This is a genomic window from Chelatococcus daeguensis, from assembly GCF_001887265.1.
Lineage (GTDB): Bacteria > Pseudomonadota > Alphaproteobacteria > Rhizobiales > Beijerinckiaceae > Chelatococcus_A > Chelatococcus_A sambhunathii.
This window is the reverse complement of record NZ_CP018096.1, coordinates 20430-37445: the sequence shown is the minus strand read 5'-3', so window position 1 is coordinate 37445 and position 17016 is coordinate 20430. Positions and strand designations below refer to the sequence as shown.

The window sequence follows — 17016 nt, the reverse complement described above, 5'->3', positions numbered from 1 at the left end:
GTTAATGCCGGCAAGCTTCTCGATTTTTCTACGGCACTATCTGCTGTATGGTGGGTGCAGGCTGTCGCCTGCACCCGGCTCGCGAGAGCAAGACGGCGCCTCGACGGCGAAGCGCCCAGCCCGACGAGGTTGCGATGAAGCTCGATCAGATTGACGTCAAAATCCTCTGCGAGCTGCAGAAGAACGGCCGGATCACCAATGTCGAGCTGGCCGATCTCGTGCACCTTTCGCCGAGCCCCTGCCTGACGCGGGTCAAGAAGCTGCAGCAGGAAGGCTATATCCTCGGCTATTCGGCCCTCATCAACATCGGCAAGCTCGGCCAGACGCTGACGGTCTTCACCGAGGTGACGCTGAAGAACCACCGCCAGATCGATTTCGCCCGTTTTCTCGCGGCCGTCGACAAGCTCGACCAGGTGGTCGAGTGCCATCTCGTCTCCGGTGGCTACGACTATCTCGTCAAGTTCGTCACCAGCGGCATCATCGAATATCAGACGCTCATGGAGCGGCTGATCGACCTCGATATCGGCATCGACAAGTATTTCAGCTTCGTCGTGCTGAAGTCGCCGATCGTGAAGCCGCACCTGCCGCTGACGAGCCTCTTTCCCGTCAGCGCGTGACGGCTCTCAGCGCTTCGCGAAGGCGGCCACGAGCTCGGGGTCGCGCTCGAGCCGGTCGAGCCATGTCGGGTCGAGCTTCGGCACCGACGCCATCAACAGGCGGGAGTAGGGGTGCCCGGCGGCGCTGCCCACATCCCTGGCCGGCAGTTGCTCCACCTTCTCACCGCGATACATGACCGCCACCTCGTCGCAGATCGCCTGCACGGTGTGGAGATCGTGGCTGATGAAGACATAGGACAGGCCGAGTTCCTGCTGGAGGTCCTTCAGCAGGTCGATGATGGCGGCGGCGACCACCGTATCGAGCGCCGAGGTGATCTCGTCGCACAGGATGAGGTCGGGATCGGCGGCAAGGGCGCGTGCCAGATTGACGCGCTGCTTCTGGCCGCCCGACAGCTCCGCTGGAAGCCGGTGCTTCAGGGTGCGCGGCAGATGCACCAGGTCGAGCAGCCGGTCGATGCGGGCGTCGCGCGCCGCGCCGCGTAGTCCGTGATAGAAGGCGAGCGGCCGGCCGAGGATGTCCGCGATCGACTTCGCCGGGTTGAGCGCGGTGTCCGCTGACTGGAAGACGATCTGCAGTCTGCGCAACTCGTCCGGGCTGCGGTCGCGCGCCCGGGGGGCGACCGGCTTGCCGTCCAAATAGATGTGGCCCGAGGCGGGCGGGATGATACCGGCGATGGTGCGGGCGAGCGTCGACTTGCCGCAGCCGGATTCGCCGATGATGCCGAGATTGCGGCCGCGCTCGAGCCTGAAGCTGACCTTGTCGACGGCGAGGATCGGCGGCGTCCCGTCGGCGCCGGGCTTGCCATAGCCGGCGCTCACGGCCTCAAGCTCCAGAACCGGCCGGGCGGTGTCGCTCTCCGCTGCCGGCTGTGCTGTGACCCGGCCGGGCGGAGAGAAGGCGGCGAGCAACGCGCGCGTATAGGGATGCTTGGGCGCGGACAGGATCTCGCGCGTCGTGCCGATCTCCTGCACCTCGCCGCCCTTCAGCACGACGATGCGGTCGGCGATCTGGGCGACGACGGCAAGGTCGTGCGAGACGTAGACCCCGGCCATCCGGCTCTGCCGCATGACGGATTTGAAGGCCCGCAGCACCTCGATCTGCGTGGTGACGTCGAGCGCCGTGGTCGGCTCGTCGAAGATCACGAGCTTTGGATCACCGATCAGCGCCATGGCCGCCGACAGACGCTGCAGCTGGCCGCCGGAAACCTGGTGCGGGTAGCGTGTGCCGATCGTCTCTGGCGAGGGCAGCGAAAGGGCGCGGAACAGTTCCACCGCCTTGGCCTCGGCCGCGGCGCGCGGCATCAGACCGTGGATGCGGGTGATCTCGATGACTTGATCCATGATGCGCTGCGCCGGGTTGAAGGCCGCAGCCGCGCTCTGCGGCACATAGGCGACCTCGCTGCCGCGGACTCTGGTTCGCCCCTTCTCGCTCAGCTGTGCCATATCCCGTCCTGCGACGCGGATGCTGCCGCCGGCGATGCGGCAGCCCGTCCGCGTATGGCCGAGCAGGGTCAGCGCAATCGTGGTCTTGCCCGAGCCGCTCTCGCCGATGAGCGCGACGATCTCGCCTTCGGCGATGTCGAAGTCGACACCCTTGATGATGTCGACGCGCCGGCCGGCATCGGTCGTCGCTTCGACCTTGAGGTTCCGGATCTCGACGAGGTGGCTCATCAGGCGCTCCGATCCCGGATCTTCTGCGGCAGGTTGTCGATCAGCAGGTTCACCGCGATCGTCAGGCTCGCGATGGCAAAGGAGGGCGCCATCACCGCCGGAGCGCCGAAAGGCAGGCCACCGATGTTCTCGCGCACCAGCGCTCCCCAGTCGGCCTCGGGCGGCTGCACGCCAAGCCCGAGGAAGGACAGGCCCGAGAGCAGCAGCACGATGAAGACGAAGCGGATGCCGACGTCGGCGAAGACCGGGCCGATGATGTTCGGCAGGATCTCCGAGCCGATCAGATAGCCCAGCTTCTCGCCGCGGATGCGGGCCACGGTCACGAAATCCATCGTGTTGACGTTGACGGCGAGCGCCCGGGCGAAGCGATAGGAGCCAGGCGTATAGATGATGGCGAGCGTCAGGATGAGCACCGGGATCGAGGAGCCGACGCCGGCCACGACGACGAGGCCGAAGAGCTTGCTGGGGATGGAGTTCAAGGCATCGAGGAAACGGCTGAGGGCCGCATCGAACCACCCGCCGCTGACGGCAGCGGCCATGCCGAGCGTCACCCCGGCGGTGCAGGCGATGAGCGTCGCGGCGAGCGAGATGCCGACCGTGTAGCGCGCGCCCAACAGGATGCGCGAGAGCATGTCGCGTCCGAGATAGTCGGTCCCGAGCGGGAACTCGGCGCTCATCGGGCCGAAGTAGTCGAGATCGACGATGTCGCCGACGCCGTGCGGCGTCAGGTAGGGCGCCAGGACCGCGACCGCCGCCCAGATGATGACGACGGCGAGGCTCGCCCAGCCGGTCAGGTTGAACCGGTAGCCCGGAAGGCGCGGCTTGAAGGTGGGGGAGACGTCGATGGCCATGGCTCAGCGCAGCTTCGGGTTCGACAGGATGGCGATGATGTCCGCCGTCGTGATCAGCAGCAGGTAGACGAAGCAGAAGATCATCGCGCAGCTCTGGATGAGTGGCAGGTCGCGCGTCGACACCGCATCGACCATCAGTTTGGCAATGCCGGGATAGTTGAAGATCGTCTCGACGATGATGACCCCGCCGAGCAGGTAGGAGAGTGACAGGGCCACGGCGTTGACAATCGGCCCGAGTGCATTGGGCAGCGCATGGCGCAGCACGATGCGCGTGCGGGACGCGCCCTTGAGCCGCGCCATCTCGACGTAAGGAGTGTTGAGCGCCTCGATGACGGCTGCCCGCGTCATGCGGATCATCTGCGCCGAGATGACGAAGCTCAGGGTGAAGACCGGCATGGCGTAGATGCGGATGAGTTCGCCGAAGGAATCGACGTTGCGCGTGATCGAGAGCGAGGGCAGCCATTTCAGCCAGACGGCGAAGATCAGGACGCCCGCGGTCGCCACCATGAACTCGGGGACCGATATCACCGTGATCGTGGCCGTCGTGATGGCGCGGTCGTAGAGCGTGCCGCGCAGCATGGCCGAGGTGATGCCCAGGGCGAGCGCGATCGGCACCGAGAACAGTGCCGTGGCGGCCGCGAGCTGCAGCGAGCTCTTGAGGCGGCCACCGATCAGCTGCGCGATCGGCATGTTGTTGGCGTAGGACGTGCCGAGATCGCCCGTCACCAGGCCGCCGAGCCAATAGAAGAAGCGCAGGATCGCCGGATCGTCGAGATGCATGGCCGCGCGCAGGCCGGCCACGGCCTCGGGTGTCGCGGCCTGGCCGAGGAGAACCTCGGCCACGTCACCGGGCAGGATCTGCGTCGCGCCGAACACGACGAAGGACACCACGAAGAGGGTGAACAACGCGACGAGAAGGCGGCCGCCCAGCAGGGACAACAGGTGAGTGTTCATCGGGCGCTCCTGCAGCTGATGGCTCCAGGGAGAGTGTGACACGAGGAAGGAGGACCGGGCCACATGGGACCCGGCCCGCGAGCACCTCGTGCCGGCCGGATGCCGTCCGGCAGCGAAATGCCTTGTGCTCAATGTGCTACAAGGCAAGCAAGATTCAGGCCTCGAGCCACACGTATTCGGCGAAGGCATAGCCCATCATGCCGCCGAGCGGGTTGGGCTGGAGACCCTTTAGCTTACTGGAGATGGCGTCGACGTTCGAGATGTAGACGGGGATCGCGGTGCCTGCCTCTTCGGCGACCATCACCTGCATCTCGCCGTAGATCTCCTTGCGCTTGGCCTCGTCGAGCGAGCCGCGGGCCTCGAGGAGCATCTGGTCGAACTTCTCGGACTTGTACCGGCTCTCGTTCCACGGTGCGGTGGAGGCATAGAGCAGCGAGAACAGGATGTCCGGGGTCGGCCGCGGGTTGATGTTGCCGAAGTGGACGGGCGCCTTCAGCCAGTAGTTCGACCAATAGCCGTCGGACGGCACGCGCTGGATGTCGAACTTCATGCCGATGGCGTTGCCGGCCTGCTGAACGAGGACCGCCATGTCGATGGCCGCATTGGCCGCCTCGGAGGTGACGATGGGGATCGACTGGCCGAGGAGGCCCGCTTTCTCAAAGTGGAATTTCGCCTTCTCGGGATCGAACGCCTTCGGCTTCAATTCCTTGTTGTGATAGATATTGGCGGGTGAGACGGGCTGGTCGTTGGCGATCTCCGCAAGACCGCGCAGCGCCGATTTCTGGATCTGCTCCCGGTTGAGCAGGTATTTCATGCCCGTCACGAAATCCATCTTGTCGCCCGGAGCCATGTCGAGGCGCATGTTGAGGTTCGTGTAGTTGCCGGAGGTCGTCTTCGACAGGGCGACGCCAGGCTGGCTCTCGACGAGCCTCATCGAGCGCGGGCTGATCGCGGCCGCGAGCTGGATGTCGCCGGCCAGGAGCGCGTTGACGCGGGCCGTATCCTCCGAGATGGCAAAGAATTCGAATGAATCGAGGTTTGCCCCGCCAGGCTTGAAGTAGTTCTTGTTCTTCACGCCGATCGAGCGCACGCCGGGCTCGAAGTTTTCGCAGACGAAGGCGCCCGTGCCATTCGCCTTCGAGAAATCGGTGGTGCCATCGGCGATGATCATGAAATGGTGCATCGCCAGGATGGTCGGCAGGTCGCTGTTCGGCGCCGCCAGCGTGATCTGGACCGTCAGCGGGTCGACAGCCTTGAAGTCGACCATCTGCTTGGCAATGGCGTTCACCTTCGAGCCGGTGGCCGGATCGAGATGCCGTTTCAGCGAATAGATGACGTCGGCAGAGGTGAGCGGCCGGCCGTCGTGGAAGGTCACGCCTTTCTTCAGCCTGATCGTCCAGACCTTGGCATCCTCCGTGCCGATCGCCTCGGCGAGTTCCATCTGCAGGACGCCGCCCTGGTTGAGGAAGGTGAGCCGATTGTAGAAGGCGCAGCAGCGGACATAGTCCGTCGAGAGTGAGGCCTTGGCCGGGTCGAGCGTGTCGGCGGTGGAGGACGACCAGCCGGCCGCCTTCAGGTGGCCGCCCTTGACCGGGGTATCAGCCAGCGCCGTGCTGGCGCGGGCGAGTACGAGGCTGCCGGCGGAGGCCGCGAGGCCGCCGGCCATCAACATCTGCAGGAGGTCGCGGCGGTTGGCGCCGCGGCGGATGGCATGTTCGACAAGGGCGTCGTCAGCGCCCGTCCAGCTGGAGGTGATCTTCTCGCTCACGGTCTTTCCCTTCTCTGGTTTGTCGCCGGCGTTTGCCGCCGGCTTTTTGTCCGGTTCCGCCTTTCAGGCGGCCGGTTTGGTCCCGGCGGCATCGGCGAGGCCGGCCATCGAGATGAAATGGAAGTCGGGCTCGGTGAAGCGCTCGGGCTCGATCGTGCCGCCATAGCCGGGCTGGGCATGGCGCCGCTGGATCCAGCAATTGGTGAGGCCGAGCCGGCGCGAGATGCCGATGTCGTGGTACTGGCTCTGCGCCACGTGCAGGATCTCGTCGCGCGAGCCGCCGTCCTTCTCGACGAAGGCGAAGACATGTTCGAAGAAGGCGGGATCGGGCTTTTCCGTCCCGGTGTCGTCGACCGTGAAGCCGGCGTAGAACGGATCGCCGAGGGCGCGGGAGAAGTGCGCGAAGGCCCAGCGCTGGGCATTGGTCATGGCGATGAGCTTGTAGCGCCGCGCCAGCCGTGCGAGCGCGTCGGCGCTGTCGGGGAAGGGCCGCCAGTCCTTCACGCTGTCCCGCAGGCGCTGGCCATGGGCGGCGCCCGAGGGCAGGCCCAGCTGCGGCGCGATCACACCATAGACCCGGGCGAGGTCGTCGGGGAAGTGCCCGGCATCCGGCATGTAGCGGGCGGCGCGATAAAGCGCGAGGGCCTCCTCGCCGTCGAAGGAGACGCCGGCCTCCCGGGCGATCTCCTCAAGGCAGCCGACGAGGCCGCCCTCGAAATCGATCAGCGTGCCCACGACGTCGAAGGTCATGTAGCGGAAATCGGCGAAACTCTTGGCCATGGTCCCTCCGCCTCATCCCGCGTATCGCCGGCGGGACATCCCGTGATCACCTGCAAAGCACAGTCACGTCATCGCCGCGCCGCTCAGGCGCCTCTTGCGATGCTCACGCTCTGTTCCCCTGCCGCGTCTGCGTCGGCTCTGAACGCTACTGTCTCACCGACCGGATCGCCGGATTCGCCGAATGTCGAAAATCCGGCGGCACAAAATTCCGAATTCGCCGGCCTGGCGGAATATCGGCTGCGGCGCCGGCCGGGCCGCAGCCCCTGCCTCATGCCATCGCGGCGCGCACGTCCGGGTCGGCGAGCGTCTCGTCGAGCGTCGCCCGCGTGCGCTCGACGATGGCGTCGATCTCGGCCTCGGTGCAGCACAAGGGCGGCGCAAAGCCGAGCACGCCGTTGCCGAAGGCGCGGATGATGAGGCCGTTGTTCCAGGCCCGGTCGAAGATACGCTGCGCCGGCAGAGAGGCCGCAGGCAGAGGGGTCTTCCGCGCCTTGTCGATCACGAGCTCGACGGCGGCCAGCATACCGCGGCCGCGCACCTCGCCGACGAGCGGGTGGTCGGCGAGGCTGCGCAGCCCCTCCATCAGCCGCCTGCCGGCCTTGCGGCCGTTGTCGAGCAGCCCCCCTTCATAGAGGCGCAGCACCTCGAGTCCCACCGCGGCGCTGACCGGATGGGCGGAATAGGTATAGCCGTGGCCGATCGTCGCCGCGCCCGCCCCATCGGCGATGACATTGTAGACGTTGCTCGACATCAGTACGGCCCCCATGGGCACGTAGCCGGCGGTCAGGCCCTTGGCGGTCGTCATCAGGTCAGGGATGATGCCTTCGTCCTCGCAGGCGAAGAGCGGGCCGGTGCGCCCGAAACCCGTGATCACCTCGTCGGCGACGAAGAGGATGTCGAGCTCCCGACACAGATCGCGCATCGCCTTGATCCAGCCGGGTGGCGGCACCAGGACGCCGCCCGACCCCTGGATCGGCTCGCAATAGAAGGCGGCGACGCGCTCGGGGCCGCCGAGGGCGTCGACCTTCGCCCTGAGCGCCGCGAGCGACGCGGCGATGACGGCCGCCGGCTCGGAGCCGGCCGGATTCCGGTAGGTGTAGTGCGACGGAATCTTGTGCTGCCAGTCGTAGGGCACACCGAAGCCGGCATGGAAGACGGGCAGCGCCGTCAGCCCGGCGCCGACGGTGGACGAGCCGTGATAGCCCTGCTCGATGGAGATGAACTGGTCCTTCTGCGGCTTGCCGCGCGCCTGCTGGTAATAGCGGATGAAGCGCACCGTGCTGTCGATGGCGTCGGAGCCGCCCAGCGTGAAATAGACATGGTCGAGATCGCCGGGGGCCCGCTCGGCGAGCGCCGCCGCGAGCCGGATGGCCGGTTCGGAGCCGAGGCCGAAGTAGCCTGTCGCGTAGGGCAGTTCCCGCATCTGGTTGGCGGCGGCCTCGACGATGCTGTCGTGGCCATAGCCGGCATTGACGCACCACAGCCCGGCAAAGCCGTCGATGAGCTGGCGGCCGGTCGCGTCGGTGACGGTCGCGCCCTTGGCGGAGCGCAGCACGCGGACTCCGGCCTTCTCGTGGCCGCGATAGGAGGCGACCGGGTGGACCCAGTGGGCGCGATCGAGCTCGATCAGCGAATTGCTCAACATGACGGTTCTCCGGTTATCCGAGCGCCTGGCTGGCGAGGGCGAATGGCTTGCAAGGGACCGACGGACCGGGCCGCGCGGGCCCGGTGCACATGGCGATGCCGCCGCCCACCTCCTCGAGGCCGCAGGCGGCGAGCCAGGGCGAAAGGTGCGTGAGCGCGGGCGTGTCGACGCGCAGGAAGGCGCCGGGGCGGGCCGCCATCAGAAAGGCGATCAGGGCCTGCGCCTCCTCTTCACTGCCGGCGATCACCGGCCCGATCACCTCGCCGCGCCCGAAGGGACGCAGCACGCCGTAGCCCGCAACCTGCCCGTCGGCAGCGCGCAGGACGGCCATGCGCCCCGCTTTGGCGAGGAGGTGCAGCAAGGGGCCCCGGTCCATGCCGAGGGCGAGACGATCGAGCGCGGCGATCGCCGCCAGGTCTCCGGCGCCGGCCCAGGCGACCCGGCCACTTTGCGGCATCGCAACCGCTGCGATCCCGTCGGGCACGCCTTGGTGCTGGCGGATCTCGTGCGTCGCGCGGAAGCCGAGCTTTTCATATAGCGGCAGCCCCTCCGCGGTCGCGATGAGGCGGCATTCCAGCGGGCCGGCGGCGGCGAGGGCCCTGTCCATCAGCCGGCGGCCGAGGCCGCGGCCGCGCATCTCGGCGGCAACGATGACCATGTTGATGGTCGCGGCGGTGTCGCCGAAGGGCGTCATCATCGCCGTGCCGACGACGGCGCCGTCCTCCAAGGCGACGAAGCCGCGGCTGAGCGACAGGACCATGGCCCAGTCCTCGCGCCGATGCGGCCAGTTCGCCTCCCGCGACAGGACGTGGGCGCCGTCGAGGTGGCTTTCGTCGAAAATCGCGAGGTCGATGGTGTCCTGATTCATGTGCCTCGGTCCGTTTCCCTTGCTCCATGAATAAGACAGACGCCGGCGCAGTTGCTCTTGTGGATCGGGGCCGAGCGACATCTTCGACCGAAGGAGTGGGCGGGGACCGCATGGAATGCCAAAGCCCCCCATGCAATGGGTGGGCGAAGGGTCCCTTCGGCAGGCCGCGCGGCGGTGGCAGGCGCAACTCTCTGCCAAAGGCCGCAAGGCTGACGGCACTTTGTGCTTCCCTGCGGCGGCAATGCGGTGCCCGGGGCCGGATCCGCCCGGACTATGATCGGTGTGGGAGCGAACCGACCTTTCGCCAGCAGGGAATGAACCCATGAGCGCCTTCAAGCCCAAATACGTCACCTTCGATTGCCACGGCACGCTGATCTACTTCGCCATGGCCGATGCCGCGCGCACGCTCTACGGCGAGAGGCTTAACGAGCCGCGCATGCAGCAGTTCCTCGCCGATTTCGCCGCCTATCGGCTCGACGAGGTGCTCGGCGCCTGGAAGCCGTATGAGGAAGTGGTCTACAACGCGCTCGCGCGGACCTGTCGCAGGAACGATGTCGCCTTCCGCCCGGAAGATGCGCGCTGGGTCTACGAGCAGGTCCCGACCTGGGGGCCGCATCCGGACGTGCCGGCCGGCCTCGCGAAGGTGGCCAAGGAAATCCCGCTCGTTATCCTCTCGAACGCGATGGATGCGCAGATCCCGTCCAATGTCGCCAAGCTCGGCGCGCCGTTCCATGCCGTCTACACGGCCGAGCAGGCCGGCGCCTACAAGCCGCGCTTCAAGGCCTTCGAATACATGTTCGACATGCTGGGCTGCGGGCCGGAGGACATCGTGCACTGCTCGTCCTCGTTCCGCTACGATCTCATGTCGGCACACGATCTCGGCATCAGGCACAAGGTCTGGGTGAACCGCGGCCACGAGCCGGCGAACCCCTACTACGGCTACGTCGAGATCAAGAACATCTCGGGACTTCCCGGCGTCTTCGGCCTGTGAGGCTCAGCCCATGCAGTTCCGGTCCTACTGGCACGACACGGCGTCGCCCTTCGCGGGCGCAGCCTCCGGCCCGGTCGAGGGCGCCTATGACGTCGCCGTCGTCGGCGGCGGCTTCACGGGGCTCGCTGCCGCGCGTGCGCTCGCGATGGCGGGTGCAAAAGTCGTGGTGCTGGAGGCCGGCACCGTCGGTTGCGGCGCCTCCGGCCGCAACGGCGGCCATCTCAACAACGGCCTCGCGCACAGCTTCATCGCCGCCAAGGCGGCGCTGGGGACCGAGCGGGCGATCGCGCTCTACAAAGCCTTCGACGATGCGGTCGACACGATCGAGCGCCTCGTCGCCGAGGAGGGCATCGATTGCGCCTTCCGCCGCGCCGGCAAGCTGAAGCTCGCCTCCAAGCCCGGGCATCTCGACGCGATCGCGCGCAACTTCGAGGCGGTGCATCGCGAGGTCGATCCCGACACGGCCCTCCTCGGCCGGGCGGATCTTGCCGGCGAGATCGGCTCCGACGGCTTCCATGGCGCCATGCTCTCGAAGAAGAGCGCCATGATGCACATGGGTCGCTTCGTCACCGGCATGGCCGACGCGGCCGTGCGGCACGGCGCGGTGATCCACGAACATGCGCCCGTGACCGCACGGCGGGAGAAGGGCGGTCGGCATCTCCTCGGCACGCCGCGCGGCAGCCTTTCGGCCAGGGAGGTGCTGCTGGCGACAGGGGCCTACACGAGCGGGCCCTTCGCCTGGTTCCGGCGGCGCATCATCGCGGTGGGCAGCTTCATCATCGCGACGCGGCCATTGAGCGAGGCCGAGATCGCGGCGACCATGCCGGGCAACCGCACCGCGGTGACCTCGCTCAACATCGGCAACTACTTCCGCCTCGCGCCCGACAACCGCCTGATCTTCGGCGGGCGCGCGCGTTTCTCGGCCACCTCCGATGAGGCGTCCGATGCAAAGAGCGGCGCCATCCTGCGGGCGAGCCTTGCACGCATCTTCCCCCAGCTGGCCGATGTCGAGATCGACTATTGCTGGGGCGGCCTCGTCGACATGACCAGGGACCGCTATCCCCGCGCCGGCCGTACCGACGGCGTCTGGTATGCCATGGGCTATTCCGGCCACGGCGCGCAGTTGTCGACGCATCTGGGCATGATCATGGCCGATGCGATCCTCGGCCGGTCCGACCGCAATCCCCTGAAGGACCTCGCTTGGCCGGCGGTGCCCGGCCATTTCGGCAAGCCCTGGTTCCTGCCGCTGGTCGGGCTCTATTACAAGATGCTCGACCGCATCCAGTAGGCACATGATGCTGCAGGCGCCGGGAGGATCCCCCGGCGCCTTTTCCATGCGCTCAGGCAAGGCCGCCCATGTGGAAGGCCTTGACCTCAAGATATTCCTCGATGCCGAGCTGCGAGCCCTCGCGGCCGAGGCCGGACTGCTTGACGCCGCCGAAGGGCGCGACCTCCATCGAGATGGCGCCGGTGTTGAGCCCCACCATGCCGAATTCGAGCGCCTCGCCGACGCGCCAGGAGCGCCGCAGGTCCTGCGTGAAGAAATAGGCCGCGAGCCCGAAGGGCGTTCCGTTGGCGATCCCGATCGCCTCCTCCTCGTGGCGGAAGCGGAAGAGCGGCGCCACCGGCCCGAAGGTCTCCTCGCTCGCGAGCAGCATATCGGTGCTGGCGTCGCCGAGCACGGTCGGGGACGCGTATTGCGGCCCGTCCGGCACCTCGGCGGCGCTCGCGAGCCGCCGGGCGCCCTTGGCGAGCGCGTCCGCGACGTGGCGCTCGATCTTCTCGATCGCGGCGGCATTGATCATCGGGCCGATGGCGACGCCCTCCTGCGTGCCGGGGCCGACCTTCATCGCCGCGACCTTGGCCGACAGCTTCTCGGCGAACCGGTCGTAGATGCCGTCCTGCACGAGGATGCGGTTGGCGCAGACGCAGGTCTGGCCGCCGTTGCGGAACTTCGAGGCGAGGACGCCCTCGATGGCGAGGTCGAGATCGGCATCGTCGAAGACGATGAAGGGCGCATTGCCGCCGAGCTCCAGGCTGAGCCGCTTGATGCTGTCGGCCGCCTGGCGCATGAGCAGGGCGCCGACGCGCGTCGAGCCGGTGAAGGAGAGCTTGCGCACCGCGGGGTTGCCGGTCAGTTCCGCCCCGATCGGCGTCGGCATGCCGGTGACGATGTTGATCACGCCCGCCGGAATGCCCGCGCGCTCGGCGAGCACGCCGAGCGCCAGCGCCGAGAAGGGGGTCAGCTCCGAGGGCTTGATGACCACCGTGCAGCCGGCGGCGAGCGCCGGGGCGACCTTGCGGGTGATCATTGCATTGGGGAAGTTCCAGGGCGTGACGATGCCGCAGACGCCCACCGGCTGCTTGAGCACCACGATGCGCCGGTCCGCCGTCGGGGCAGGGATCGTCGTGCCGTAGATGCGGCGCGCCTCCTCGGCGAACCATTTGACGAAGGAGGCGCCGTAGCGGATCTCGCCCCGCGCTTCGGCAAGAGGCTTACCCTGCTCGCGCGTCAGGATCAGCGCGAGGTCCTCCAGATGCTCCAGCATCAGCGCGTGCCACGCCTCCAGCAGCGCGGCGCGCTCGGCGGGCGTCCTGGCACGCCAGGGCTCGAAGGCGGCGGCCGCCGCCTCGATCGCGGCGCGGGTCTCCTCGGCGCCGGCATCGGGCACCGTGCCGAGCACCGACTGCGTGGCCGGGTCGATCACATCGAGCGTCCGGCCGGCGGAGGCTCCGCTCCAGCGGCCCCCGACGAGGCAGGCCTCCCGGACGAGGCCGGGATCGCGAAGGCCTTCGATGGTCATGTCGTTCGTCTCCTGTCAGGCGAGTGCCGCGAGCACGGCGGCGGTGATCTCGGTGGTGCGGTGCTTGCCGGGCTCTGTGCCGATGCCGCGTGCGGTCGCAGCTTCGATGGCGGCCATGACGGCCGCCGCTGCGGACCGCTCGCCCAGATGCTCCAGCATCATCGCCCCGGACCAGATCGCCGCGATCGGATTGGCGATGCCGAGATGGGCGATGTCCGGCGCCGAGCCGTGCACCGGCTCGAACATCGACGGGGCGGTGCGGTCCGGATTGATGTTGGCCGAGGCGGCGAAGCCGAGCCCGCCCTGGATGGCGGCGCCGAGATCGGTCAGGATGTCGCCGAACAGGTTGGAAGCGACGACGACGTCGAGGCTCTCCGGCGCCATCACCATCCGCGCCGCCATCGCGTCGATGTGGTAGTTCGTGACCGTGACGTCCGGATAGTCGGCGGCGAGCCGCGTCGTGACCTCGTCCCAGAACACCATGGAATGCTTCTGGGCATTCGATTTGGTCACCGAGGCAAGCTTGCCCCGCCGCCGGCGCGCCTCTTCGAAGCCGAAGCGCAGGATGCGCTCCACCCCCTTGCGCGTGAAGATCGACGTCTCCACCGCGACCTCGTCGTCCGTGCCGTTATGGACGCGGCCGCCGGCGCCGGAATACTCGCCCTCGGTATTCTCGCGGATGCAGAGAATGTCGAAGGCGCCTGCGCGCAGCGGCCCCTTGACGCCCGGCAGCAGGCGGTGCGGCCGGATATTGGCATATTGCACGAAGGCCTTGCGGATCGGCAGCAGCAGCCCGTGCAGCGAGACCGCATCGGGCACGCGCGCCGGCCATCCGACCGCGCCGAGCAGGATGGCGTCGAAGCCGCGCAGGGTCTCGATGCCATCCGCCGGCATCATCGTGCCCGTCCGCTCGTAGAAGTCGCAGGACCAGGGAAAGGTCGTGCCTTCAAGGGAAAAACCGGCGCCGCGCGCCGCCTTGCCCAGCACCTCCCAGGCGGCTTCGGTGACGGGCACACCGATGCCATCACCCGGAATGAGGGCGATCTTGTAGGATTTCACTGGTCTTCCTCCTCAGATGGCGATAAGGACGCTCTTCGACCTGCGGTTCGCGAGATAGGCCTCGCGGCCGAGGTCCTTGCCGAGCCCCGATTGCTTGTAGCCGCCGGTCGGCAGGATGTGGTCGCGCGAGCGGCCATAGCGGTTGATCCACACCGTGCCGGCCTCCAGCCGGCCGCTCAGGCGCAGCGCGCGCGACAGGTCCCGCGTATAGAGGCCGGCGCAGAGACCGTAGGTCGGATGATCGGCAAGCGCGAGCGCCTCCTCTTCCTCGCGGAAGGTTTGGACGGTGAGCACCGGCCCGAAGATTTCCTCCGCGACGGCCCGGGAGTTGGCGTCGACGCCGTCGATGAGGGTCGGGGCATAGAAATAGCCCGGCCGGTCGAGGCACTCCCCGCCGAAGCGGCACTGGGCGCCCTGCGCGAGGGTGGCATCGACGATGCTCTTTATGCGGCCGAGCTGGCGCGCGGAGACGATCGGCGCATAGCCCGTGGCCTCGTCCCAGGTCGGGCCGGGCCGGATCGCCGCCATATGCTTGGTGATCAACCCGATGAGCTCATCCGCGACGGTTGCCTCAACGATGAGCCGGGAGCCCGCGACGCAGACCTGGCCGGCATTGGCGAGGATGCTGCGGGCGATGGCGCCGGCGGCGAGCGCAAGGTCAGCGTCGGCGAAGACGAGCTGCGGGCTCTTGCCGCCGAGCTCCAGCGTCATCGGCTTGATGCCGGTGCGCGCGACATTCTCCATGATCGCCGCCCCGGCGCCCGTCGAGCCGGTGAAGCTGATCTTGGCGATGTCGGGATGGCTGGTGATCGCCGCGCCGGTGGTGCGCCCGTCGCCGAGCACGACGTTGATCAGCCCCGCCGGCAATCCCGCCCGCACCGACAGCTCGGCCATGAAAAGCGTGGCGAAGGGCGTCATCTCCGACGGCTTGAGCACCACGGCATTGCCGGCGGCGAGAGCTGGGCCGAGCTTCCAGGCGGCCATCGAGATCGGGAAGTTCCACGGCGTGATGGCGCCGATGACGCCATAGGGCTCCGTCGCGATCATGCCGACGCTGTCGGCGGCTGTGGGGGGCGAGGTCGCCCCCTTCCTTGTCGGCGAATTCCGCGAAGAAGCGGATCTGCTCGACCGTGATCGGAATGTCGACCCTGATCAGCTCCGCGACCGGCCGGGTCGACGCCACCGCCTCCAGCCGCGCCAGCGTCATCGCCTCGGCCGCGATGAGATCGGCCCAGCGGTGGAGGGCATCGACGCGCTCGCGCGGCCGCACCCGGCCCCAGCCGCTGGTCGCGAGGGCCATTCTGGCGGCGCCGACGGCGCGATCGACGATGCCGGCATCGGCGACCGGACAACTGGCGAAGGCCACGCCGTCTGAGGGGCGGTGAAGCGTGATGCCATCGGCCGCGGCCACGCGCTCGCCGCCGATGAAATGGACCTGCGGCATGATGACCGCGGCAGGATCGAAACTCAGCGACAAGGGCTCATCTCCGGATGCGGCCGCAAGCCTCACATGCCGCGGTCCGCAGGTGCGATCGGAAGGACGGGCTGGCTCGACGGGAAATCCCGTTCGCCGCGCCCGTGACGGAGAAACCTGCCGCCACGCGTTCAGCCGACGACGACGTAGATCTTGCGCACGGTCTCGATGGTCTTCCACACGCCGACATAGCCGGGCTTCATGACGAAGCTGTCGCCGGCACGGAAGATGCGCGGTGCCTTACCCTCTTCCGTGAGCTCGACGACGCCTGACAGGATGTAGCAGAACTCGAAGGTCTCACCCTTGATGGAGCGGGTCTCGCCGGGCGTCGCCTCCCAGATGCCGGTCTTGACGGTGTCGTCGCGGGAGGCGTCCTGTGCCCAGGTCTTGAAGGCGGGATCGCCGGCGATGAGCCGGTCGGGCGCCGGCCTGCTGTGCCTGGGCTCGTCGGTCGGGGCAAGATCGAGCTGAACGAGAAGGGACATGGGTCAACCTTTCCTGGTGGGGGTGTCAGTAGCCGCGGCCGCGGTCGACGAGGCCGATGAGCGGCAGGCCGGCCCGGTGGCGGCGGATGTTGTCGATGACGGCCTTGGCCGCCGGCGCGGCCTCGACCTTGCTCGCGACGTGCGGCGTCAGGATCACCCCGGGGTGGTTCCAGAGCCGGTGATCCGCCGGCAGCGGCTCCGGGTCGGTGACGTCGAGGACGGCGCCCGACAGGTGGCCGCTGTCGAGCGCCTCGATGAGGGCCGCCTGGTCGAGATGCTGGCCGCGCCCGACATGGACGAGCCCGGCACCGGCGGGGAGCCGCGAAAAGAGATCGGCGTCGAGGATGCCGACGGTTTCCGGGGTGAGGGGCAGCAGGCAGATCAGGATGTTGGTTTCGGCGAGGAGGGCGGCCAGGCCCTCCTTGCCGTGGAACGAGCGGATGCCGTCGAGCGACCGCGGCGAGCGGCTCCAGCCCGCGATCGGGAAACCGAAGGGCTTCAGTCGTTCGATGACGGCCGAGCCCATCATGCCGAGGCCGAGCACGCCGACGCGTCGTTGCGTTGCCGGGAGGAGGTCGTGCGCCTGCCAGCGCGCCTCCTTCTGCTGGGTGATATAGAGCGGCAACTGCCGATGCAGGGCGAGCACGCCGAGCGTGACATATTCCTGCATCATGCGCGTGATGCCCTCCTCGACCATGCGCACCACGAGGACGTGCGGGGGCAGGGCATCCGTGTTCAGCTGGTCGATGCCGGCGCCGATCGAGAACAGGATCTCGAGGCTGGAGAAGCGGCCGAGATCGTCCGGCGCCGTCCAGGTGATCAGGTAGCGCACGTCGGCGGGATCGAAGGCGTCGCCGTTCCGCACGAAGCGGATGTCGGGGAGTTCCTCAGCAAAACGCACCGCGAACACCCTGGCGCGCTCCTCGGTGGAGTTGAAGAGGAAGGTCAAGAGGCGTTCTCCGGCAACATCGGGATATCGGGGGCGCGAACAAGATAGGCCGGGCGCAGCGGCCGTCCCTTCGTTTGTGTGCGCGCCGACGGTCGAACCT

General features: G+C 67.9%; 14 protein-coding genes and 1 pseudogene. 3 read left to right on the top strand and 12 right to left on the bottom strand.

What is annotated here, in order from left to right; genetic code table 11:
• Positions 1-134 precede the first annotated feature (134 nt).
• Positions 135-617: an Lrp/AsnC family transcriptional regulator gene (locus BOQ54_RS17090; RefSeq protein WP_019402962.1), complete on the top strand. Its 483-nt coding sequence runs from the start codon at positions 135-137 to the stop codon at positions 615-617.
• Positions 618-623: 6 nt separating this feature from the next.
• On the opposite strand, the gene BOQ54_RS17085 is transcribed toward BOQ54_RS17090, so the two are convergent.
• The 7 genes from BOQ54_RS17085 to BOQ54_RS17055 all read right to left on the bottom strand — a co-directional run bounded on the left by BOQ54_RS17085 (position 624) and on the right by BOQ54_RS17055 (position 9154).
• Entirely contained in the window at positions 624-2288 is a 1665-nt protein-coding gene (locus BOQ54_RS17085; protein WP_063188488.1) for an ABC transporter ATP-binding protein, read from the bottom strand.
• Positions 2288-3139 (bottom strand): ABC transporter permease, encoded by an 852-nt coding sequence (locus BOQ54_RS17080; RefSeq protein ID WP_063188490.1) that lies wholly within the window; start codon positions 3137-3139, stop codon positions 2288-2290. The genes BOQ54_RS17085 and BOQ54_RS17080 overlap by 1 nt, the downstream gene beginning before the upstream one ends.
• A gap of 3 nt (positions 3140-3142) precedes the next feature.
• Entirely contained in the window at positions 3143-4093 is a 951-nt protein-coding gene (locus BOQ54_RS17075) for an ABC transporter permease (RefSeq protein ID WP_055458855.1), read from the bottom strand.
• 154 nt (positions 4094-4247) lie between these two features.
• The gene (locus tag BOQ54_RS17070; protein ID WP_071924573.1) at positions 4248-5861 is read right to left on the bottom strand and encodes an ABC transporter substrate-binding protein; all 1614 of its coding nucleotides are present in this window, start codon (positions 5859-5861) and stop codon (positions 4248-4250) included.
• A gap of 63 nt (positions 5862-5924) precedes the next feature.
• Positions 5925-6641, bottom strand: a complete 717-nt coding sequence (locus BOQ54_RS17065) for an HAD-IA family hydrolase (protein WP_071924572.1) — start codon at positions 6639-6641, stop codon at positions 5925-5927.
• Positions 6642-6909: 268 nt separating this feature from the next.
• Positions 6910-8286 carry an aspartate aminotransferase family protein gene (locus BOQ54_RS17060; RefSeq protein WP_071924571.1) on the bottom strand — a complete coding sequence of 459 codons (1377 nt, stop codon included), beginning with the start codon at positions 8284-8286 and terminating at the stop codon, positions 6910-6912.
• Positions 8287-8299: 13 nt separating this feature from the next.
• Positions 8300-9154, bottom strand: a complete 855-nt coding sequence (locus BOQ54_RS17055; RefSeq protein WP_071924570.1) for a GNAT family N-acetyltransferase — start codon at positions 9152-9154, stop codon at positions 8300-8302.
• A gap of 322 nt (positions 9155-9476) precedes the next feature.
• Here BOQ54_RS17055 and BOQ54_RS17050 point away from each other — a divergent pair, with 322 nt between their 5' ends.
• Both BOQ54_RS17050 and BOQ54_RS17045 read left to right on the top strand, forming a co-directional pair.
• Complete coding sequence (locus BOQ54_RS17050) at positions 9477-10145, top strand: haloacid dehalogenase type II (protein ID WP_063188499.1); 669 nt, start codon at positions 9477-9479, stop codon at positions 10143-10145.
• Positions 10146-10155: 10 nt separating this feature from the next.
• Positions 10156-11433 carry an NAD(P)/FAD-dependent oxidoreductase gene (locus tag BOQ54_RS17045; protein ID WP_063188501.1) on the top strand — a complete coding sequence of 426 codons (1278 nt, stop codon included), beginning with the start codon at positions 10156-10158 and terminating at the stop codon, positions 11431-11433.
• A gap of 52 nt (positions 11434-11485) precedes the next feature.
• On the opposite strand, the gene BOQ54_RS17040 is transcribed toward BOQ54_RS17045, so the two are convergent.
• From BOQ54_RS17040 to BOQ54_RS17020, 5 genes and pseudogenes are all read right to left on the bottom strand, one after another.
• Complete coding sequence (locus tag BOQ54_RS17040; protein ID WP_055458862.1) at positions 11486-12949, bottom strand: NAD-dependent succinate-semialdehyde dehydrogenase; 1464 nt, start codon at positions 12947-12949, stop codon at positions 11486-11488.
• Between the two features lie 15 nt (positions 12950-12964).
• Positions 12965-14008: a tartrate dehydrogenase gene (locus BOQ54_RS17035; RefSeq protein ID WP_071924569.1), complete on the bottom strand. Its 1044-nt coding sequence runs from the start codon at positions 14006-14008 to the stop codon at positions 12965-12967.
• A 12-nt stretch (positions 14009-14020) separates the two neighbouring features.
• A pseudogene (locus tag BOQ54_RS17030) lies at positions 14021-15485 on the bottom strand (aldehyde dehydrogenase family protein).
• Positions 15486-15613: 128 nt separating this feature from the next.
• Positions 15614-15967, bottom strand: coding sequence for a cupin domain-containing protein (locus BOQ54_RS17025; protein ID WP_063188508.1), 354 nt, complete (start codon positions 15965-15967; stop codon positions 15614-15616).
• Positions 15968-15992: 25 nt separating this feature from the next.
• Positions 15993-16916: a 2-hydroxyacid dehydrogenase gene (locus tag BOQ54_RS17020; RefSeq protein ID WP_071924568.1), complete on the bottom strand. Its 924-nt coding sequence runs from the start codon at positions 16914-16916 to the stop codon at positions 15993-15995.
• Positions 16917-17016 lie beyond the last annotated feature (100 nt).

Excerpts from the sequence above, each read along its gene's own strand:
- BOQ54_RS17090 (WP_019402962.1), top strand. The coding sequence starts at position 135 with ATGAAGCTCGATCAGATTGACGTCAAAATCCTCTGCGAGCTGCAGAAG.
- BOQ54_RS17040 (WP_055458862.1), bottom strand. The coding sequence starts at position 12,949 with ATGACCATCGAAGGCCTTCGCGATCCCGGCCTCGTCCGGGAGGCCTGC.
- BOQ54_RS17085 (WP_063188488.1), bottom strand. The coding sequence starts at position 2,288 with ATGAGCCACCTCGTCGAGATCCGGAACCTCAAGGTCGAAGCGACGACC.
- BOQ54_RS17075 (WP_055458855.1), bottom strand. The coding sequence starts at position 4,093 with ATGAACACTCACCTGTTGTCCCTGCTGGGCGGCCGCCTTCTCGTCGCG.
- BOQ54_RS17080 (WP_063188490.1), bottom strand. The coding sequence starts at position 3,139 with ATGGCCATCGACGTCTCCCCCACCTTCAAGCCGCGCCTTCCGGGCTAC.
- BOQ54_RS17025 (WP_063188508.1), bottom strand. The coding sequence starts at position 15,967 with ATGTCCCTTCTCGTTCAGCTCGATCTTGCCCCGACCGACGAGCCCAGG.
- BOQ54_RS17045 (WP_063188501.1), top strand. The coding sequence starts at position 10,156 with ATGCAGTTCCGGTCCTACTGGCACGACACGGCGTCGCCCTTCGCGGGC.
- BOQ54_RS17055 (WP_071924570.1), bottom strand. The coding sequence starts at position 9,154 with ATGAATCAGGACACCATCGACCTCGCGATTTTCGACGAAAGCCACCTC.
- BOQ54_RS17060 (WP_071924571.1), bottom strand. The coding sequence starts at position 8,286 with ATGTTGAGCAATTCGCTGATCGAGCTCGATCGCGCCCACTGGGTCCAC.
- BOQ54_RS17065 (WP_071924572.1), bottom strand. The coding sequence starts at position 6,641 with ATGGCCAAGAGTTTCGCCGATTTCCGCTACATGACCTTCGACGTCGTG.
- BOQ54_RS17050 (WP_063188499.1), top strand. The coding sequence starts at position 9,477 with ATGAGCGCCTTCAAGCCCAAATACGTCACCTTCGATTGCCACGGCACG.